20 protein-coding genes are annotated in these 20,182 nt (G+C 63.0%); 3 read left to right on the top strand and 17 right to left on the bottom strand.

All coding sequences use genetic code 11. The features are described 5' to 3' along the window. The first annotated feature begins 90 nt into the window (after positions 1-90). A complete protein-coding gene (locus IVB32_RS05550) occupies positions 91-351 on the top strand; it encodes a hypothetical protein (protein ID WP_018460379.1) in 261 nt (86 codons plus the stop codon). 43 nt (positions 352-394) lie between these two features. Here the strand turns inward: IVB32_RS05550 and IVB32_RS05545 are convergent, their stop codons facing one another. From IVB32_RS05545 to IVB32_RS05475, 15 genes are all read right to left on the bottom strand, one after another. Then, positions 395-1,462: a UDP-glucuronic acid decarboxylase family protein gene (locus IVB32_RS05545; RefSeq protein ID WP_018460378.1), complete on the bottom strand. Its 1,068-nt coding sequence runs from the start codon at positions 1,460-1,462 to the stop codon at positions 395-397. Positions 1,463-1,472: 10 nt separating this feature from the next. After that, positions 1,473-2,597 carry a glycosyltransferase gene (locus IVB32_RS05540; RefSeq protein WP_247368958.1) on the bottom strand — a complete coding sequence of 375 codons (1,125 nt, stop codon included), beginning with the start codon at positions 2,595-2,597 and terminating at the stop codon, positions 1,473-1,475. Next, positions 2,594-3,682 carry a glycosyltransferase gene (locus tag IVB32_RS05535; protein ID WP_204511967.1) on the bottom strand — a complete coding sequence of 363 codons (1,089 nt, stop codon included), beginning with the start codon at positions 3,680-3,682 and terminating at the stop codon, positions 2,594-2,596. Before IVB32_RS05535 ends, IVB32_RS05540 begins: the two co-directional genes overlap by 4 nt. Beyond that, positions 3,679-4,809 carry a glycosyltransferase gene (locus tag IVB32_RS05530; RefSeq protein ID WP_018460375.1) on the bottom strand — a complete coding sequence of 377 codons (1,131 nt, stop codon included), beginning with the start codon at positions 4,807-4,809 and terminating at the stop codon, positions 3,679-3,681. Before IVB32_RS05530 ends, IVB32_RS05535 begins: the two co-directional genes overlap by 4 nt. Further along, entirely contained in the window at positions 4,806-5,909 is a 1,104-nt protein-coding gene (locus IVB32_RS05525) for a glycosyltransferase family 4 protein (RefSeq protein ID WP_018460374.1), read from the bottom strand. The genes IVB32_RS05530 and IVB32_RS05525 overlap by 4 nt, the downstream gene beginning before the upstream one ends. Further along, on the bottom strand, positions 5,906-7,192 hold the full coding sequence (locus IVB32_RS05520; protein WP_018460373.1) for a TIGR04295 family B12-binding domain-containing radical SAM protein: 1,287 nt from the start codon (positions 7,190-7,192) through the stop codon (positions 5,906-5,908). The genes IVB32_RS05525 and IVB32_RS05520 overlap by 4 nt, the downstream gene beginning before the upstream one ends. Next, positions 7,189-8,253, bottom strand: coding sequence for a GDP-mannose 4,6-dehydratase (locus tag IVB32_RS05515; protein ID WP_018460372.1), 1,065 nt, complete (start codon positions 8,251-8,253; stop codon positions 7,189-7,191). The genes IVB32_RS05520 and IVB32_RS05515 overlap by 4 nt, the downstream gene beginning before the upstream one ends. Further along, complete coding sequence (locus IVB32_RS05510; protein WP_026234015.1) at positions 8,253-9,365, bottom strand: NAD-dependent epimerase/dehydratase family protein; 1,113 nt, start codon at positions 9,363-9,365, stop codon at positions 8,253-8,255. Before IVB32_RS05510 ends, IVB32_RS05515 begins: the two co-directional genes overlap by 1 nt. A gap of 209 nt (positions 9,366-9,574) precedes the next feature. Then, positions 9,575-10,780, bottom strand: coding sequence for a phosphopentomutase (locus tag IVB32_RS05505; RefSeq protein WP_204511965.1), 1,206 nt, complete (start codon positions 10,778-10,780; stop codon positions 9,575-9,577). Then, positions 10,768-11,721 (bottom strand): beta-xylosidase, encoded by a 954-nt coding sequence (locus tag IVB32_RS05500; protein WP_018460369.1) that lies wholly within the window; start codon positions 11,719-11,721, stop codon positions 10,768-10,770. Before IVB32_RS05500 ends, IVB32_RS05505 begins: the two co-directional genes overlap by 13 nt. After that, positions 11,718-12,485, bottom strand: coding sequence for a TIGR04290 family methyltransferase (locus IVB32_RS05495; RefSeq protein WP_247368961.1), 768 nt, complete (start codon positions 12,483-12,485; stop codon positions 11,718-11,720). Before IVB32_RS05495 ends, IVB32_RS05500 begins: the two co-directional genes overlap by 4 nt. Continuing rightward, positions 12,482-13,291, bottom strand: coding sequence for a nucleotidyltransferase family protein (locus tag IVB32_RS05490; protein ID WP_018460367.1), 810 nt, complete (start codon positions 13,289-13,291; stop codon positions 12,482-12,484). The genes IVB32_RS05495 and IVB32_RS05490 overlap by 4 nt, the downstream gene beginning before the upstream one ends. Positions 13,292-13,293: 2 nt before the next feature. Further along, positions 13,294-14,397 (bottom strand): glycosyltransferase, encoded by a 1,104-nt coding sequence (locus tag IVB32_RS05485; protein ID WP_018460366.1) that lies wholly within the window; start codon positions 14,395-14,397, stop codon positions 13,294-13,296. Beyond that, positions 14,394-14,993 carry a histidine phosphatase family protein gene (locus IVB32_RS05480; RefSeq protein ID WP_018460365.1) on the bottom strand — a complete coding sequence of 200 codons (600 nt, stop codon included), beginning with the start codon at positions 14,991-14,993 and terminating at the stop codon, positions 14,394-14,396. The genes IVB32_RS05485 and IVB32_RS05480 overlap by 4 nt, the downstream gene beginning before the upstream one ends. Beyond that, positions 14,993-16,093: an inositol-3-phosphate synthase gene (locus IVB32_RS05475; RefSeq protein WP_026234013.1), complete on the bottom strand. Its 1,101-nt coding sequence runs from the start codon at positions 16,091-16,093 to the stop codon at positions 14,993-14,995. Before IVB32_RS05475 ends, IVB32_RS05480 begins: the two co-directional genes overlap by 1 nt. 354 nt (positions 16,094-16,447) lie before the next feature. Between IVB32_RS05475 and IVB32_RS05470 the strand changes: the two genes are divergently transcribed. Together IVB32_RS05470 and IVB32_RS05465 are read left to right on the top strand one after the other, a co-directional pair. Beyond that, positions 16,448-16,735: a hypothetical protein gene (locus IVB32_RS05470; protein ID WP_018460363.1), complete on the top strand. Its 288-nt coding sequence runs from the start codon at positions 16,448-16,450 to the stop codon at positions 16,733-16,735. 12 nt (positions 16,736-16,747) lie between these two features. Further along, positions 16,748-17,710 (top strand): hypothetical protein, encoded by a 963-nt coding sequence (locus tag IVB32_RS05465; protein WP_245288576.1) that lies wholly within the window; start codon positions 16,748-16,750, stop codon positions 17,708-17,710. Here IVB32_RS05465 and IVB32_RS05460 read toward each other — a convergent pair. After that, positions 17,685-18,428: a Crp/Fnr family transcriptional regulator gene (locus IVB32_RS05460; protein ID WP_247295130.1), complete on the bottom strand. Its 744-nt coding sequence runs from the start codon at positions 18,426-18,428 to the stop codon at positions 17,685-17,687. The two genes, IVB32_RS05465 and IVB32_RS05460, sit on opposite strands and share 26 nt — an antisense overlap. Before the next feature lie 613 nt (positions 18,429-19,041). Next, a complete protein-coding gene (locus IVB32_RS05455) occupies positions 19,042-20,049 on the bottom strand; it encodes a cupin domain-containing protein (protein ID WP_198293418.1) in 1,008 nt (335 codons plus the stop codon). Positions 20,050-20,182: the final 133 nt, after the last annotated feature.

The following is a 20,182-nucleotide window of genomic DNA, read 5'->3' as shown; positions in this document are numbered from 1 at the left end:
CACGGCGAGACCGGCGGCTTCGGCCGCCGAGTCCGCCTGCGGTCATATCGGCTCGCAGGACCGGAACCCTCTTATCCACGTTTGGCTGTAATGGCGCACATCATTTTCAGCGACTACCGTAGTCCCGCTGCCGAACAGGCCTATGAGATCGCGTGGGACTTTCTGGCCCGCAGCGGGGCGATCCACGATGAGTTCGAGGCGTGCGTGTTTCTGGCCCAGCGCATCACCATGATGGTCGAGGAAGGCCAGGAAAACCGGATCCGGATGGCCAATCGCGCGATCTCCGAATACCAGTACCATCTCGAGAACTTCTGCAAGCGGGCCCGTGGCGCGGCTGCTACACGGGCTTGAGAGTTCGCGCGGGTTCCGCGCGTTCCTCGGCTCGTTCTGCCGTTTACTGCCCATCGGCGATCGTTAGCTGTCCGCGTGCCCCGGTACGTCCGCTCCTGCGCGGTGCAATGGCCGGAACAAGTGCCGGCGCTTCCCCGGCCATGCGCATGGCGAAATAGGCGATCGTCGCCTTGAGACCGTCTTTGAGCGCCACGCGCGGGCGCCATCCCAGCGCTCGAACGGCTGTGTCGATCACCGGTTTGCGGCGCTTTGGATCGTCCTTCGGCAACTCCTCGAATCGGAGCGGCGAGATTGACTCCGTATACGCCAGCACGTCCCGCGCAATAGCCTCGATGGTGACCTCGTGGGGATTGCCCAGATTGCACGGACCAGTAATCGAGGATGGACTCTCCATGAGCAGCTGGAGGCCGCGCACGAGATCGTCGACGAAGCAGAAGCTCCTGGTCTGCGTACCACCTCCATAGATCGTGATCGGCTCTCCGCGAAGCGCCTGCACGATGAAGTTGGAGACCACGCGTCCGTCATTCTCCAGCATACGGGGTCCGTAGGTGTTGAAGATGCGCGCGACCTTGATTTCGACGCCGTACATGCGATGGTAATCGAACATCAGCGTTTCCGCGGCCCGCTTGCCCTCGTCGTAGCAGGCCCGGGGCCCGATCGGATTGACGTTGCCGAGATAGGTTTCCGGCTGGGGATGCACTTCGGGATCGCCGTAGACCTCGCTGGTCGATGCCTGCAGCACCCGGGCGCCTTTCCGTTGCGCGAGCTCCAGCATGTTGATGGTGCCGAGCACGCAGGTCTTCATCGTGCCGACTGGATCCTTCTGGTAATGCCTGGGTGAGGCTGGGCAGGCAAGGCTGTAGATCCGGTCGATGTCGCCCTCGATCTCGATGGGATCGCGCACGTCGTGTTCGATGAAGCGAAAATTCGGATGATTGAGCAGCGGGCGGATGTTGTCGATCCTTCCCGTAAACAGGTTGTCGAGGCAGATCACGGTATGACCGCGCTGCAAAAGCGCATCGCAGAGGTGGGATCCGATGAAGCCGGCGCCGCCGGCCACCAGAACGGTGGGAGAGCGGCGGGACGCGTTGATGCGGGTCTGAACTGTCATGTGCTGCCTTTCAGATTTGAGCGACCTGCATGGGACGCGAGGCGGGAAGTTGCGGGGTTTTCCGGCGGCGGCGGACCGACGCCTCGGCGTAGTAGGTCTCGACTTGCCGGGCGCGGTGGTCGGAGGTGTGGTCAGCCAGAACGCGGCGCCGTGCGTTTTCCGCGATCGTGCGCCTTTGCTCCTCGGGCATGTCGCGCAGGATCTCCACGACGTCGCGGGGGCTCGATGCGAGCAGGATTTCCCGGGAAGGCTCGAAGACGGTCTCGATTCCAGGCCACCGGTCCGAGATGACGGGCGTGCCGCACGCGGCCGCTTCGAACAACCGAACGCTAGGCGAGAAGCCGAGCGCGCGCATGTCGGCGCGGGTGGCGTTTAGCGTAAAGCGTTGCTCTGCGTAAAATCCCGGATGATGTTTGGGCGTGAGGTGCTCGATCCGGGCGACATTGGCGGGCCAGACCACCTCATCGGGATATTGCGCGCCGGCGACGACGAATTGCTCGCGTGAGAGAGTGCGAGCAGGGGCGAGCAGCAGCTGCTCCAGAACCGGCTGCCGGTCCTCGCTGTAGGTTCCGAGATAGCCAAGTGCCCATTTCTTCTCCGCGCGTTGCGGCGCGTAGATGTCGGTGTCGGCACTGCAATACAGCACCCGAGCCAGCGGACTGCCATAGTTCTCCTCGATCATGCCGGGCACCGGGCCGCCGGCAAAGGACAGGTAAAGGTCGAAGCGCGGGATCATCGCCGCGGACAGATAGTTCAGGCCCTGCTCGAGCTTCGCAAGCGTGACAGGCGTGTCAATGTCGTAGAAGGCAGTAATCCCCCGGGCGTGGGTCGTGATCCATTCGGAGATCGCGATGCCGTCGGGCACGTAGGAGCCGATGACCACCAGATCGGCATCCCGGATCATCTTTCCGAAACGCTGCGGGATGTCCTTCAAGGATTGGTAAAGCTCGACAGTCCAACCGGAAGGCTTGGCAAGATCACGATGCTCGCGATACCAGGGGACGTCGCGTTCCAGAAACGTGACGTGGTGACCTCGTCGTGCCAGGGCTTCGATCAGGGCGCGATAGGTCGTGGCATGACCGTTGCCCCAGGACGAAGTAACCGAAAGACCGACGACGACGATGGTGAGGTTCATTCTGCTGCCTCGATTCGCGAACTGCTTGCGGCAAAGAGATCGTTGAACTGGCGGGCGCGCTGCCGGTAGGTGTGATGGCTCAGAATGCGCGCACGAGCGCGCGCTGCGATCGCCTGAGCCCGCTCGGGGCGCAGTGCGGCAAGATGCTCTGCGACCTCCGCCCCGCTCGCGGCCACCAGCACCTCGCGATCTGGCTCGAGAAAATGATCAATGCCGTCCCACTGGTCGGTGATCAGGCAGGCTCCGGCACCGATGGCCTCGAACACGCGCGTTGGCGGCGAGAAGCCGTAGCGCGCCATGCTGTCGCGATTGACGTTCAGCGTAGCCAGACCGGAGCCGAAGAACGCGTTGTGGTCGCCGGTCCCGACATGCCCGACCTTATGCAGATTGGATGGCGTGTCTTTGGAGTCCCACCCCGATCCACCGAGCACGAACGTTTTGTCGGGCAATTGGCGCGCGACGTCGAGAAAGAACCGCTCGACGCGCTGCTCGCGGTCCGGGAGGCGGTTTGCCAGCAAGCTCAGATCGCACGTGAAGTGTGGATTGGGCGGCGCCGGAAAGTGCGTGGCGGGGTCGAGCGCATTGTAGATCGGCACGCAGTCTCGCGCGCCGATGCCGCGATAAGCGGATACGACAGCATCGCCGCCGCCATAGGTCAAAACCATGTCGTAGGATCGGATCGCATGGCGCAGATGATGGTCTGGATTGTCCGCCACGGACTCCAGCGTCGCGGGGGCATCGACGTCCCAGTAGATGCGCATTGCATTCGACGGAATGTCGGCGACCGCGTTCTCCAGCTCCCGATCGAAGACGCCGACGCCGCTGGCTTTGACCAGCATGTCGGTCGAGCGGGCGGCTTCCTCAAGCGAGCTACGCCAGCCCTCGGGCGTCGCGGCGTAGACCACCACCTTCGCCCAGTCGGGATCGTCGATGTCGCGATGGGCCTGGCGCTCGAAGGCATCGGGCTCGAAGAATGTGACGTCGTGGCCGAGGGCCGCAATCTCCTTCAGCATGCCGCGGTAATAGGTGGCGGCACCGTTCCAGTAGGATGAGACGAGGCTGGATCCGAAGAAGCAGATCTTCATGCGGAGGCTCCGATGTATCGCAGGGGCTGTGTCGCGTGGCTTGAAGCCCTGAGGTCCTGCACGATGCCGACAAGCTGCTCCGCCCGGTGACGGCAGGTGTGACGCTCCTTGATCGCTCGGAGTCCAGTCTCCACCGTGGCTGACCATAATTCCCGGTCATCGAGGAGCGCACGAAGCGCCCGCTTCATTGCGGTGCCGTCGGAGGCGCTGAGATAGGCACCTTCCGGGAACAGGCCTTCCGCGTCCGACCAGGGGGCCGAGACCATTGGAATGCCGCACGCCATCGCCTCGAAGATGCGAATGGTCGGAATGCCCGGTAGCAAGCGGACATAGGGACCGCGGGGGACGTGGACAGTCGCGCGTGCGCCGGCGAAAGCGATGGGAGCCCAGTGTGCGGGCAGCCAGCCGCCATACCGAATGCCCCCCGCCTGAATGGTCGCGAGGGCTGCGTCCGAATAGCGGACGCCATAGACGCCCGCGCGCAGCTTCAGCTCGGCCACGGGTTCGACCAGAAATTCGTTGAGCTCGGCGCTGCGTTCGCCGTCGCCCCAATTGCCGATCCAGACGACATCGTCGGTGCGCTCGATATGCGGCAGCGGATGATACAGGGCGATGTCGGCCGCCTCGTGCCAGGTGAAGGCTCGGTCCGCCCAGCCGAGCTTCAGATATATTTGGCGAAGGACCTCGCCGAAGGCGAGCACACCGTCGAAGCCGTCGAGGTCGAACTGCGCGAGTTCGTCCGGTGCGCTGACGGCGCGATGATGGGTGTCGTGGAACAGCAACGTGAAGGGCGCGCCGTGAGCCCGTCTCGATCCGATGTCTGCGATCAGATCAGGCGAATTCCATTCGTGGACGATGACGAGATCGGCGCCGTGCAATGCCTCATCGAGATCAAGGGAGGCGTCGTAGCGGCGGATGCCGATGCCGGGAAACAGCGTTGGAATATCCTCCATCGTCTGACTGCCACCCTCGCGGATCGCATTCAATCGGCTCCAGCCGTCGATCGGCTCGAACACGACGACCTCATGACCGAGCGCGTGAAGTTCGCGGGCATAACCGCGCAGGAAATGGGCATTGCCGTTGTTCCAGCAGGAGGTGAACGCGTGATAGAATAGAACGCATTTCATGCGCGTACCTCCATGGGGGCAGGCGCGTGATGGACGGCAAGCAGCTCCTCGTAGAGGCTGAGATAGGCGCTCGTGGTTCGGGTCAGCGAGTAGGTCAGGGAATGCTCAAAGGCGGCACGTTGCAGCCTCACCCGCTCGCGATCGTCGGTGCACAGACCTGCGAGCGCTCGATGCAGCGCCTTGCTGTCGGTGGGATCGACGAAGAGCGCGGCCCCGCTCCACAATTCCCTGAAAGTCGGAATGTTGGACAGGACGAGAGCGCATCCCGCCGCCGCGGCTTCCAGAACGGAGAGGCCGAACGGCTCATAGAGCGCGGGGCTGGCGAAGATGCCGGCCTGCCGCAAATGCGCGCGCATGACTTCGTGAGGCAAATGCCCGAGCCAGGTGATGGAAGCCGAAGGGCACTCATCCGCCGGGCCCGCGACCTGAACGGGCCAGTCCAGCCCAGGCGCCGCGGCCGCCAGGACCTCGATGTTCTTGGCGCGGTCCCAGAGCCGGCCCGCCGCAAAGATCACGTCTTGCTTCCGTCCCGCAAAGCCCTGAGGGCCAATTCCATTCCAGATCACGATGCCGCGCGAGCGAGGCCGATAAATTTCCGCAATGTCATCGTGGAAGGACTGGCTGGGACAAACCCAGGCCTGTGCCGTGTCGAGTGCGGCCGTTACCCGTTCGGTGTAGCTGCGCCATTTCGGTTCGCGGAGCCAGCTCGTATCGTGGCAGGCGTGCCCCCAGGAGTTGACGCAGGAATGCGCGACGACCATCACAGGAGCGCGCCAGGCGAAGGCCGCCTCGCGAAAACTATTGAGGTGAACGACGTCAGGCACGATTCCGGCCTCGAGCTTCGCAAGGACGCGCCTGGCCTGGACCAGATCTTGGCCTTCCGGATCCTGCCATTCGAGTGCAAGGTCCGTTTCGATCAGGCGGACCCGCGAACCACGCAGCATCTCTAGCTGGCCGGCCTGCGCGCGCGGGCCCATCGTCACCAGGGTAACGTCGGCGCCCTTCGAAGCAAGGGACGAAGCTAGAGAAGACGAGTAGGTCCAGACGCCTCCGACAGTATCGGTCGTCATCAGGATTCTGAGCTGCGAGCTGCGGCTCATGATGCCACCTGCAGTTCGAGAGCCTCGAGCGGGACCGGGCGATCGTTCTGCACGTCGCTGAACTGGTCGAACATCGCGAGATAGTGCCGGTGTGCGCGCTCCCAGGCGAAATCGTCGGGCTCGCCCCACAGCTTTCGATAATCCGGCGACCCGGGATAGGGATACAGCGGGACCGGATCGTTGGCCCAGATGCCGGCATCCTGCATGGTGCGACGCCAGCGCTGCACGATGGGGTCATCGTCCTCGGGGACTTCGATCAAATTGGCCTGGACGAAAGGAACGTGACGGCGCGCTTCGACCAGCCGTTCGGCAAGCTGGTCGGTCGTCATCTTGCAGTTCTTGGCGAGCGCGGCGCGACCCTCGACGGTGAGGCTTTCGATGCCGGCTTCAATCGAGACGCAGCCGGCGCGGCCGAGCAGAGCCAGCATGTCCGGCTTCCAAAGGTCGATGCGGGTCTGCACCCCGAACTTCAATCCGCGTGTGGTCAGCCCTTCCAGCAGCTCCGCGTTCGGAAGGAAAATCTCGTCGATGAAATAGACATATTCGATGCCTTGACGGCGCAGACCGTCGATCTCTTCGAGAACGATAAGGGGGGGCCGCTTGCGGTAGGCGTTGCGAAAGTTCTCCTTGGCGCAGAACGTGCAGTTGTACGGACATCCCCTGGATGATTCGACCTCGGCGCCTGGCGCCTGCGGCTCGGCTTCGAAGCGGTGATGGTGATGGTGGTGTCGCCGGATCATCTCCTCCGGCCAGTCGAGCGGCGGCTGATCCTTGAACGCGACGGCCTGCGGGCCGCCATTGACGCGGAGCGATGCGCCATCGGCAAAGCACAAGCCCGGAAAGTCCCGTTCGCCATTGGCTAGACGCAGCAAGGACGCCTCGCACTCGCCCATCACGACGATGTCGGTGCCGAGCTTTCGAAGCGCCGCCCTTGGCACGGTCGAGCCATGGGGACCCACCGCGATGAGGATCGGAGCCAAGTCGCGCACCGCCATCGCAAGCTCCTGCGGAACGCGGAGCTCGGGAGGGGCGCAGCGCCAGAACAGATAGGTCGGCGCTGTCGTGATGACGATCTGGTCGGGGCCGAACGCGCGCAGCTCGGCTTCGATCTCGGTGAGAGAAAGGTCAAACATGTGGGCGTCGAGCAGCAGCGTCTTGTGCCCGGCCGCCTTCAGGTAGTGCTCGGAGATCCCGAGTTCGAGCGGAAGGTGAGGCGATCGGCAGCCGAAATAGATGCTGCCGCCAAAGTCCCAGTTTGGGTTGATGAGGGCAACACGCGTCATGCGAGCGCCTCGCGGTTGTCTTGTGACGATCCGAACCGGCCGGCCAGCCAGGTGTGAAGGGATCGGAGTCCGTCTGCGAATGAAATCTGAGGTGCCCAGCCGAGCGCGCTGGAGAGCGCGCGCGTGTCGGTCACGTACCAGGGCTGATCGCCGGGCCTCCAATCGGCAAAGCGATAGGCCACCTTGCGGCCGGTCAGATCGGTGATGCGGTCGATCAATTCCAGCAGACTGATCGCGTTGGCCGGACCACCGCCGAGATTGAATACGCGCCCACGGGCGAGCGCGATGCCATCGAGCACGGCGAGCCAGGCCGCGGCCGCGTCGGAGACGTGAAGCGCATCGCGGACCTGATGGCCGTCGCCATAGATCGTCAGCTCTTTGCTGCGGATAGCGCTGAGCAGGAAATGCGCGATCCAACCCTGATCCTCGGTGCCGAATTGACGGGGCCCGTAGATGCAGCTCATGCGCATTACCACGGTCTGGAGGCCGTAGACCCGCGCATAGTCGTGGACGTATTGATCCGCCGTTCCCTTGGAGCATCCATAGGGGCTGTAAAAGTCGAGCGGCGCATTTTCCGAGATGCCGGCCGCCAGCAGGCCGCTTTTCGGCGTGTAGCGGCGGCCGGTGAGCGCGATGTCGCCATCATCGATCAGGCGTCCGTAGACCTTGTTGGTCGAGGCGAACACGATCGGTGCGGCGTTGTTGTGGAGGCGCACGGCTTCGAGCACGTTCAATGTGCCACGCGCATTGATCTCGAAATCGGCGGCCGGATCGCTCACGCTGTCGGTGACGGCGACCTGGGCGGCCAAGTGCAGCACGGCGCGGGCTTCGCGTACGGCGTCGATCACCGGGATCGGCTCGCGAATGTCGGCCACGGTGATTGTGACCCGGTCGCCATGCCGGGACTTCAGCCACTGCGCATTCTCCCGCACGCCGGTGCGGGCGAGGTTATCCAGGATCAGCACCGGCTCGCCGCGCTCCGCGAGGCGGTCGGCGAGGTTGCAGCCGATAAACCCGCAGCCGCCGGTGATCAGGACGGGTCTGTTGTCTCGTTCACTCATCACGCGACCAATCCTCGTTGCTGCAGCTCCTTGGTGGCTCGCTCCGCCTGATCGTCGGCGATCTGGTCGGCGAGATATTCCGCCAGCTCTTCGAGCCCGTCCCTGAATGCGACGCGAGGCTCGAAGCCGAGCACGTCGCGGGATTTTCCCATATCGGCGAAGCAGTGCCGGATGTCCCCGGCGCGATATTTCCGCGTCAGCTCGGGCGCAATGTCGCGGCGCCCCATGACTTCGGCCAGATCCTCCGCGACCGACAAAATGGTGCGACTCTGACCAGAGCCGACGTTGAAGACGTCCTGCGCATGCTCCGCCTCCAGCGCCATCCGGCAGGCGCGGGCGACGTCATGGACATGGACGAAGTCGCGGCGCTGCCGGCCATCCTCGAACACGAGGGGAGGACGGCCGTTGAGCAGCCGGGCGGCGAAGATGGCCAGTACGCCGGTATACGGATTGGACAGGGCCTGACGTGGCCCGAACGCATTGAAGAAGCGTAGCGCCACCGTCGGAATGCCATACGCCTTGCCTGTGATCAGGCACATGCGCTCCTGCGCATATTTGTTGAGCGCATAGATCGAGCTCAGCGAAGGCTGCTTTGTCTCCGGCGTAGGGACGGGATCGAGCGGGTTGCCAGCGGCATCGCGCAGCTCCCAATCGCCGCGGCGAAGCTGCTCGACCGCCCGCTCCTCGCAGGCGACCACGCTCTGATCGGCGCTCCGGTAAAGGCCCTCGCCGTAAATACTCATGGACGAGGCCACCACGAGCCGCGCGACCGGGCGCTTGGATAGTGCTTGCAACAGCACGGCGGTACCGAGCTCGTTGGTTCTGACGTAGGGTTCGATGTCATACATGCTCTGGCCGACGCCGACCGCTGATGCGAGATGCAGGACCATGTCGGTGCCGCGCAACGCATGATCGACCGCGAGAGCGTCGGTGACGTCACCGACGACGAGCTCCGCGTCTTTGGCAAGATAGGCGGGACGCTGGCGGTTGCCTCCGTGGACCTGCGGCGAGAGATTGTCGAGCAGGCGGACTTCGTAGCCGGCCGCGAGCAGCGCGTCCGCTGCATGCGATCCGATGAATCCCGCACCTCCAGTGATCAATACTCGCGTCATTCACCGCTCCGTGCCGCCGTAAGATCGATCCTGCGGGATCAATCCGTGATGAGAATGAAAGCGCGCTGCTGTTCTGGTCGAGCGACCGGCGCGCCAGTCACATTTGGAAGTAGAAGCGGTGCAAGGAATGTTCGTTCCTGCGAAACCTACAAACGAAAATTTCTCTAACCTGGATCAATAACCCAGGTGAATCTGCGCGGTGCAGCAGGCTAAAAATACACGCCGTGACCCGGTGCCTGCAGCTCGAGATGGCTCGCGACCGTCGCGCCGATGTCCGCAAATCCGGCGCGCTTGCCGATCGGAGAAGTTAACCGCGCGCTCCACGCCAAAACCGGCACTTGTTCCCGCGTGTGATCGGTACCGCTCCAGGTCGGATCGCAACCATGATCAGCCGTGATGATCAGGAGATCATCCTCGCGCAGGCGGTTCAAAAGATCCGGAACTCGCGCATCGAAGGCTTCGAGCGCCGCTGCATAGCCTGCCACATCTCGGCGATGGCCGTACAGCGTGTCGAAATCGATGAAATTGGCGAACAACATCCCGCCCTCCGCGAGAGAGGCCAGCCCATCATACGTGGCATCGAACAGCGCTTGGTTGCCATCGCCGCGCAGGTTCCTCCCGGTGCCGCGATGGGCGAAGATGTCGTCGATCTTGCCGATCGTTACGATGTCACGGCCTGCGCTCTCGGCAAGATCGAGGATCGTTCGCTCCGGCGGGGGGACGGAGAAGTCCTTCCTGTGCGCTGTTCGCTTGAAGTCACCTACCGACGTGCCGATGAAGGGGCGTGCGATGACGCGCCCGATGTTGAGGGGGTCGACCAGTCGGCGTGCAACACGGCAGACCTCATAGAGGCGTTCGAGACCGAACGTCTCCTCGTGCGCTGCGATCTGAAACACGCTGTCGGCCGATGTATAGCAGATCGGTTCGCCCGTTCTGATGTGACGCTCGCCGAATTCGGCGATGATCTCCGTGCCGGAGGCGTGACAGTTCCCGAGGATGCCGGGCACTCGAGCCTGTTCGCACAGGCTCTCCGTCAGGTCGCGCGCGAAGCATGGCTTGGTTCTTGGAAAATAGCCCCAGTCGAATGGCACCGGCACGCCGGCGATCTCCCAATGGCCCGAGGGCGTGTCCTTGCCTTTGGAGATCTCGCTCGCGCAGCCAAATCGCGCATGCTCAGTTGGGCCATCGAGCCCCGGCGGCACGCGCCCGGTGGCGAGACGGCAAGCCTGGCCAAGGCCGAGCGCAACCAGATTGGGAAGCTGAAGCGGCCCCTCCCGGTGCGGTCCGTCGGCATTGCCGGCCATGCACATCTCGGCAATGTGGCCGACGGTATCGGCACCCTCGTCGCCGTAATTGATGGCATCGGGCGCGGCGCCGATCCCGACGGAGTCCATCACCAGGATCACGGCACGCATGTCGGCTCCGAGATGGCCGGGCGCGAAGACGCTGCGGACGGCGCGAGCCCGGTTTTCGCGCAATAGCGTTCGACCATCTGCGCGCAGAACTCGGCGAACTCGTTCACGTCGAGCGGCGGGCTGGTGTGATGAGGCTCGATACCCCGATGTTCCGGGGTGAAGCAGAAGGTCACCGTGACCTGAAACTCGGCCAGCGCGTCCATCTGCCGATCGAACCAGTCGAGCGCATTGGGACGGAAGCTGTCGGCCCAGGACAGGCCAGTCCTGAGATGCTGCACGCCCAGCCGGCGCATCCAGCGCACGGCGTCGTCGAGGCGGTGGTCCTCGAAGTGAAACCACTGGCACAGGCCCATCGCAGGTGCATATTGGGCGAACAGGTCCGCCGAGGCTTTCGGCGTTCCGTCCTCGCGTAGCAGGCCCATGTGAAAATGCCTGTAGTAGGATGAACCTTCAGCTTCCTTGTGCCGGGTCGTGGCCTCCCAACTCGAAGGCAGATCGTAGAGGCTGTACCAGTGAATGCGCGGAGCGCGGCCGATCAACAACTCCGCCGTTCGGGTCAGGCCCCAAGCCTGCACCTCCTCGGCGCCGAAAGACGAGACTCCCACCTCCGTGACCCAAACAGGCAGCGGGGTGACGGCCTTGATCTCGTCGATCTTGGCCGGCCATTCCGCGATCTGCCACAGGTTCCAGTCCAGCGGAAAGCCGTGCACGGCCACGACATCGACATGATCGAGTACGCCGCGCGCCTGCATGTTGCGCAGGAAGGACGGATCGATCGGCGATATGCCGCCAAGCACACGTGGGAGTGTGGGATGCGCGCTGCGGATCGCCTTTCCGGCAGCGAGCGACAGGCTCGCGAACATGGTCCAATCCGGATCGATCAGGATGTCCCAGTGCGACTTGTTGTTGGGCTCGTTCCAGATCTTGGCGGCTTCGATCATCGGCCAGTCTCCCGCGACGGATAAACCGGACCTTCCGCCTGCGGCCTTGTCACCCGTTTGCAGAGATAGACTTCCTCTTCCGGATGCGCCGCGATCGCAAAGCCGGCGCTGCGCAGCATGGCTTCGGCGCAGGCGCGGTTCGGCACCCACCAATTGGTGGGGTCGTCGGCATATTTGTTCTCGATGAAGTGCAGCTTTGGATAGCCCGGGGAATCGAACTGATCGGTGGTCCAGAAGTCATAGTTCTTGTCGAGGGAATCCACGCGGTTGTCGCCGCGCTGCATCGACTGGAACAGCAGGAGATCGTCAGCCACGTGCTCGTGGATCAGGTCGAGTGCCAGCAGAGGGTGCCGCAGGTGGTAGAGCACGCCCATGAAGATCACGAGATCGAATTTTTCGCGCAGCTGGCCGACATCATAGGCTGACATCTTGCGGAATTCGATCCTGAGCCCGTTCACCTCGGCCGCGAAGCGGGCTTGCGCGAGATATTCGTCGTCGGTGTCCAGGCCGAGGACGCGCTCGGCGCCGCGCCGCTTCATCTCCATGGCGTAGAAACCGGCATTGCAGCCGATATCGAGCACGGTCTTGCCTTCGAGGCGGTCCGGAATGATCCCGGAAAAGCGGCGCCATTTCACGTTGGGATAGTCGCCGAGAAAGTGTGAAGGCGCTGTCGGCACGCCGTTCAGGTCCAGATTGTGAAACCATGGCCCGAGCGCATCGACGCGCTGGCGGATTTCCTCGCGGGAGAGGGCGCCTCTGCTCATGCGGTCACTCCATTGTTCATTGCGGAGGCAGGGCGGATTGCCTCCGGCGAACCGCCGGCCAGCAGTCGAGAGCGTCCGTTCCCGGCGGAGCTTTCCGCGAGCAACGCCATTGCCGTCCGGTAGCCATCGATGGTGCCGACGTCGACATAGGATTCGCCGGCCTTGACGCCGAGACCCTGGCCGCCGCCCGCGATGTAGGCATTGACGAGCGTCCCGAAATATTCATCGCGGCGGTCGCGCTTCGTCCACAACGACTGAAGCTCGCGAAATCCGTGGCCGGACATCTTGAAGGCGCCCCATATCCATTTCGACACCGCATCCGGCTGCTTGACCTGGATCTCCGTGACGCGATCGCCGTCGAGCACGACGGCATCGAAGAACTCGGGATGTTCGACCGGAAACAGCAGAAACGACAGGTCGGCGGCCGGCAACGTCTGCAAGGCCGCCTTTGGGAACCATACGGTATCCGGAAGTCCGACCAGGACGTCTTCGTCGTGGCCAACGACCGTGCCCGCCCTGAACACGGCATCGCACAGCCCCGACGCATCGGGCTGCACGACATAGGCGAGCTGGGCGCTGCCATAATGATCGCCGAAATATTCGAGGATGTCCGATTTGCCGGGGGAGATCACGAAGCAGATCTTGTCGGCGCCCCCAAGGATCAGCCGCTCCAGCAGATATTCGGAGACGGCGCACGGACGGTCGATGCCGTCGTCCCGTTGGCTTCCGACCGGAAGCAACTCCTTGGAGAAGGCGAGCGGCTGGATGCGGCTGCCGCGGCCCGCGGCCGGAACGATGCCCCACATGATCAGGCCTCCTCGGGTTGCTGTCGGCGCGCGCCGAGCGATGCCGTCTGCTCGAGCAGCCAAATCAGTTCGGCTGCGCGCTTGTCGGATGTGTGCTGATCCATGGTCCGTTCATAGGCGCGCCCGGCAATGTGCTGAAGCTCGGCGTCGGCCATCGTCAACGCAGCAAGCGTGTCCTTCGCATCGCATGCGATCAGGATCTCCTGCCCAGGTACAAAGAATTCATCGAGTCCCGGCCAGTCGTCGCTGAGCAGCGGGGCCTTGCAGGCAGCGGCTTCGAACAGGCGGCCGGAGGGGCACCAGCCCATCTCGGCCATGGCGCGGCGCGTGACGTTGAGTGTCAGCCGGGATGACGCAAAGAACGCCGCGTGCTCCGACGGCGGCAAGTGCTGCACGAAGTAGATGTTTGGCGACCAGGGAAAATCTTCCGGATATTGTGCACCTCCAATCAGGAAGCGCAGATCCTGCCTGTTACGTGCGGGTTCGACGAACAGAGCCTCGAGTGCGCGCTGGCGATCCTGCGAATATGTGCCGAGATAGGACAGATCCGCACGGTAATGCGGCTGCGACGGCACCGGCCGATGGATGTCCGTATCGACGTGTCCGTAGAGCGGGCGGACGTTGCAGGCGCCGAGCCTGTCGCGAAATTCGTTGCAGATGCGGGAGCCGCCGGTGAAGCTCAGGACCAGGGCGAAATCCCGCAGGCCGCGCGGCCCGATATAGGGAACGGCCTCGCCGGCCATCAGCTTCGTCAGCGTGACCGGCGTGTCGAGGTCATAGAACACGGGCACCGCACGACCCTCGGACAGGACAAGCTCTGTCGCGGCGATCGCGTCGGGACAATAGGACGTTATGATCGCGACATCTGCATCACGGATTTCGCTCCGCGCCAAAGGCAGCACATCGTCCCAGTTCGAGAACAGTCGCAATTGCCCGCCGGGCAGTTCGTGCAAATCCCGCGCGCCCGCGTAGTAGGGCACGTCGCGCTCGAAAAAGACGACGCTGTGGCCGGCTCGCGCGAGATGCTTGCAAAGCCCTCGCCACAGGGTGGCGTGACCGTTGCCCCAGGACGAGGAAATTGTCAGGCCGAAAATGACGATCTTCACGCTGGCACCCGCTGATTGATCCCGGTGATCTTGAGTCCGCGATTGTCCACGCTGAGGGTGCTGACGCTGCCGGGGTCGATCTCGATCGAGAGGAAGTCGTCGAGCTCTTTCCGGGAATAGTGCAGCAGCGCCGCGCGGATCGGTTCGGCATGGCTGACGGCGACGACGACGGTGCCGCTACCATGATCGTTGCGCAGCTGCTCCAGATGGGCGACGACGCGCTTCTGAAGCGACCGCATGCTTTCGCCCCCCGGCGGGCGGTTCGTTCCGCGTTGTTCGTTCCAGCGCGACCAGCGGGGATCCCGGGCGAGCGCCTCGAACGACAGTCCGGTCCATTCGCCGTAGTCGAGCTCGTCGAGTGCCGGCACGATCTCGACCGGCAAGCCGAAGCGCGCCGCCAGGATGCAGGCCGACTGCATGCAGCGCCGCTGCGGGCTCGACTGAACCATGCTCGGCGGGGGCGTGAAAGTATCGGCGCATCGCGCGATTTCCTCGCAGCCGAGATCATCGAGCTCTACGCCCTTCATCCGGCCACAGAGCGTGCGGCCGAGCAGGGCATGATGCCCGTGGCGGATCAGATGAATGATCTTCGCCATCAGGTATACGCCTTGTCGTCGATGAAGGCGCGCGTTCGCCGTCCGGCCTCTTCGTCCGTGAACTGCTGAGGCGGCGACTTCATGAAATAGCTCGAGGGGCCCGTCAGCGCGCCGGCCTGCCCGCGGTCCATGGCGAGCTTGGCGCAGCGGACCGCGTCGATCACGACACCCGCCGAGTTCGGGGAGTCCCAGACTTCGAGCTTGACTTCCGCGCTCAAGGGAACACCGCCGAACGTGGTGCCCTCCAGGCGGATAAAGGCCAGCTTGCGGTCGGTCAGCCACGGCACATGGTCGCTCGGGCCGACATGGATATTATCGGCATCCATGGGCACGTCGAACTGGCTGGTTACGGCTTGGGTTTTGGAGATCTTCTTTGATGTCAGCCGCTCGCGCTCGAGCATGTTCTTGAAATCGGTGTTGCCGCCGATGTTGAGCTGGTAGGTTCTGTCCAGCCGTACGCCGCGTTCACGGAACAGATTGGCGAGCACACGGTGCAGAATGGTGGCGCCGACCTGGCTCTTGATGTCGTCGCCGACGATCGGCAGGCCTGCATCCTCGAAACGCCGCCGCCAGTCGGGATTCGAGGCAATGAAGACGGGGATGCAATTGACGTAGCCGCAGCCGGCCTCGATCGCGCGCGCGGCGTAAAATTCGCTCGCACGCTGCGAGCCGACGGGAAGATAGGACACAAGCACGTCCGTGCGCGAGGTCGCGAGCACTTCGGAGACGTCGGCTTCCGGGACATCCGCAATCGGGACGTCGTCCTTTAGATAATGGCCGACACCGTCCATGACGGGGCCGCGTTGGACCATGACGCCGGTGGGGGCGACGTCGGAGAAGCGGTGCGTGTTGTTCGGCGCTGCGAAGATCGCCTCGGCCACGTCGCGTCCGACCTTGCCGGCATGGACGTCGAAGGCCGACGCGACCTGAATGTCGCTGATGTGGTAGCCGCCGAGATCGGCGTTCATCAGCCCAGGCACCGGTTCATTCGATTTGGCGTCCCGGTAATAGGAGAGCCCTTGAACGAAGGAGCTCGCACAATTGCCGACACCGACGATGCCGACGCGCACGCGCCGCCTGTCCTGAAGACGAGAATGCATGGCTAGAGGCCCTCCGGAAGACGTGCAGCGTTAAGGCATGCAGTGTTGAAGAGATGCAGTGTTGACGTAAGTACGTCGGCGAACGTGGGGAACGTATGTTCGTTCCTGAACTCACTGCACTATGTCCGCCTCACGTCGGATTCCGGCCGAAAAAATCTCGCGCGCTTAACCTGGGATAGAATCCCGGGCGGGTTGGTGGGAACGAAAAGCTTCCATGATGAAGATGAAGAAGATGATGTTTTGAGAGAGTCCGGCCTACGAAAGAACAAATGCTCGCGCCCGGCGTTCACGGCGAAACAGTCCGACGCGAGGGCCGATCCGTCGCTCGCTCCTTGTCAGCAATCGAGGTGTCACATGTCATCCAAATCACAAACCAGCGAAGCCCAGCAGACCACCAGCCATGATGTGATCCGGAAATGGGCGGAGGAGCGCGGCGGAAAGCCTGCAACGGTCAAGGCCACGGAGGAGGACGGACACGCCGGTATCCTGCGCATCGATTTCGATCCGCCCGACGAAGGTCTCGATCGGATCAGCTGGGACGAATTCTTCGCCAAGTTCGACGAGGCCGGCATTGCCTTCCTCCATCAGGACCAGACCAAGGATGGGAAGCCGAGCCGCTTTCACAAATTCGTACGGCGCTAGTTGGATCGCCACGTGTCGGGCAGCTGGACCGAGGCGATGCGGGCAGGCGACTTCGAACGCGCCTGGGCAATCAATGACCGCGATCTGGCAATGCTTGCGTATCCACCCAAGCACACCGGGCCGCGTCACCTGCAGCGGATCTGGCGTGGTGAGGAACTGAGGGGCAAGGATGTGCTGGTCCGCTGCTACCACGGGCTCGGCGACACTATCCAGTTCCTGCGCTTCATGCGGCCGCTTCGTGACGTCGCGCGCCGCGTCACGGTCTGGTGCCAGGGCGAGCTTCTGCCGCTGGTCGAGCGAGCGGCTGGCGTCGATCGGGCCTTCGCGCTCCATGATGGTGCACCTGAGGTCGACTTCGAGGTCGATATCGAGATTATGGAGGTGCCGCATGCCATAAGGGCGAGGCGAGAGCAGGTCGAGATGCGCGCACCTTACCTGTCGTTGCCGACCAAGGTCGAACCAGCGCTCCCGCAAGACCGAGGTCTCGAACTCAGGGGCCTTGCCGTGGGCCTGGTTTGGGAAGTCGGCAATTGGGACAAGCGGAGGACCGTTCCGCCGTCCCTGTTGGGACATCTTGCCGTTCCCGGCGTGACGCTCTGCTCACTGCAACGCGGGGCCCGAACGTGCGAACTGGCCGAGATCGGCGCGAGGGACGTCAGCACGCCTGACGTTACGGTTCTCGGTCATCTCCTCCAGCGGCTCGATCTCGTCATTTGCGTCGACACTATGGTGGCCCATCTCGCGGGAGCACTCGGCTGTGAGGCGTGGGTCTTATTGCATGCGGATTGCGACTGGCGCTGGCCGGCATCCGAGGCCCATTCCCTTTGGTATCCGAGCCTGCGGCTGTTTCATCAGAGGACACCAGGCAACTGGGATAGCGTCCTTGAAGAGGTGCGGGAGGCCCTGATTGCACGCTCCGCAAGTTTCCAAGGTGTCGTCCGAAAGGAGCTCAAGCGAGCGCAAGGTCCGCCGTAAGTGGCCTGAGACGCGAGGACGACGCATCGTCGCGGCTGGACGAAATGCTCAGGTAAGTCGGATCGAATCTTGCGAGCCGCACGAGTCCCTGCCAGTCCGTGATCGTTACCGTCTTGCCCTGCCATTGCAGGAGATTGCATCGTCGCAGTTCCTGAATCGTGCGGTTGGCGTGGACCGGGGAGATGCTGCATGCTGCCGCAAGGTCCGATTGGGTGAAGGGTGACGGCAGTCTGAAATCTCTCGCCAAGCCGACGCTTTGCAGCCGGGTGGTGATCTCGCACAGCAGATGCGCCACGCGCGTCAATGCATCACGGCTACCCAGGTTCACTGTCCAGTTGCGCTGAATGGCGTGGGTGGTGAGCAGCATCAGCAGCAATGCGCGAGACATCGCGGGCGAACGCGCGGACAAATCGTGAAAGAAGCGGTGTGGCACGAGAGCGACGATGGCAGGGCCGAGCGCGATCAGGTTGCCGTCAACGCGAGGACGATAAAGCGTGTGTAGATCGGCGATGTCACCGGGAACATGGATTGACGTGATCTGCCCGTCCGCACTCTCTGCATCCTGCCACGACAGATATCCCTGAAGGAGCAGGCAGCACTGGGTGGCATCATCGCCATGCCGCAAAACGGCCTGACGCGAACCGAGATGCGCGATTGTGCTTGCCATGTCCGCGAGCAGGTGGAGATCGTCGGCCGTTACGGGAGTGAGGCTCGCCAACCGGTCGGCGAGCTTGGAGAACGCAAATCCTGCCTGCATTGGTCGCCTAATAACTCAGAACCCGTCCCCAATTTGATCGATGAGAACGACAGAGCGCATTAAACTTTGATAGTTTTACTCCATGCAGGTCATTGTTTGTCTGCCCAGCATGCGCCCAGAAGTGCGAGGGCGATCGGTCAAACGGTTCCGGAATAGTAGACGGCGCATGCGATCGTCCTCAAGGATCGGACGATTCGGGAACCGGAAGCGCGAGTCGCGCTCAGGCGAAGCATCTGTGTTTCTCGCGGCGGGATCCGCGGAGATCGCGCTAGTCATGCTCATACTGTTCCGAGAGAAACTGATTGATCGCGTCGAAGGCCTGCAACCGGTTCTTCTCCAGCAGGACCATGTGCGTGCCTTCGCCGATCTCGACCCGTCGCCGATATCGCGCGGGTTTGTGCGCACTGAAATTGGCGTGCGTGACGCGTGCCCGTGCTCCAGGTCCACGCCGAGGGCACTAGGACGTGCGTATCAGCTGGTCACATGCTCCGCTGTGCGAGATAGACAAGAGGTGCGATTCCGACCGTCCAGGGCCGGTTTGACCCGCTACGGCTCTCGCCGCGACGGCGACGCATCATTTCCTGATCGTCCCCCTATGGAGGCTCGTTCTGAAACTTGACGCTTGCGCAATCAATTGCGTTGTCAGCGTTGCCGCCATCGCGCAGGCGCCAGGCCGAATTCCCGGCTGAATGCTTCTCCGGATCCGTAACCCACTTCCTCTGCGATTTGGTCGATCGGCTTGCGTGTTTCTCGTAGGCTCACCTTGGCTGCCTGAAGCCGCCAGATGGTCAGATACCGGATTGGTGGCACCCCGATCAGGGTTGTGAAGCGGTCGACGAAGGCGCTCCGCGACATCGAGACTTCTCTCGCAAGGGACTTCCGCGGACCACGGCAGCCCGACGTTATGATGAATGGAGGCGAGCGCGCGTCCGATTTTCGGATCGGCAATCCCCTTCAGCCATCCTCCATCTTGATCGGTGTATGTCACGGAATATTGCCGCATCGCCTCTACGAACAGCAGTTCGGAAAGCCGAGACATCAGGTTTGACGAGGCGAACCTGCCGGCCGTCAGTTCGCCGGCTGCATATCGCACTGAAGCCTCGATCCAGTCGCGTGCGACCCCCTCGCGAATGTCGAGCTTCAGCACTCTTGGCAGGGCCGCGATCAACGGATTATAGGTTTCCTCGCTGCCGAGAAAACCGCACACGATTTGCGCCGGCTCACCGCCTCCGCCGTGCATAATTTTTGCCAGCCCCCCATCCGGTGACGGCTGAATGAGATGACGCGCGTTTGTCGGTACCAGACCCGCGTCGCTGGCGAGTGTATGAACATCGTTTCTGGGCAGCAGTACGATCTCGCCGGCCCGCACCTCGACTGTAGGTTCGCTGTCGACGCTGAGCAGAAATTTTCCGGCGATGACGAAGTGGTAAGCGATCAGCAGCGAGGGCTTGACCGCGAAGGTCACGCAGTCCTCAGCGACGATCTGCGTATGGACGCTCCACGGCGCGGTGAACCGCGCATCCAGAAAAATGCCGCCGGTCAGGCGAACCGATCGAAGCACTTCCGATAGCGGATCGATCATTAGGCTAATCTCAGATTTGGACGATCGGTCAACTGATCCGGCTGGGCGATCATTCACCGTGGCGGTCCCCGCGCTTATACGGGGCTCATGAATGAACTGCCAAGCAACCGATTCCTCCACGTTTCCTTGAGAC

The sequence above is a fragment of the Bradyrhizobium sp. 23 genome, from assembly GCF_023073295.1.
Taxonomy (GTDB): domain Bacteria; phylum Pseudomonadota; class Alphaproteobacteria; order Rhizobiales; family Xanthobacteraceae; genus Bradyrhizobium; species Bradyrhizobium canariense_D.
The sequence above is the reverse complement of the archived record's forward strand: the minus strand, read 5'-3'. Positions and strand labels throughout refer to the sequence as shown.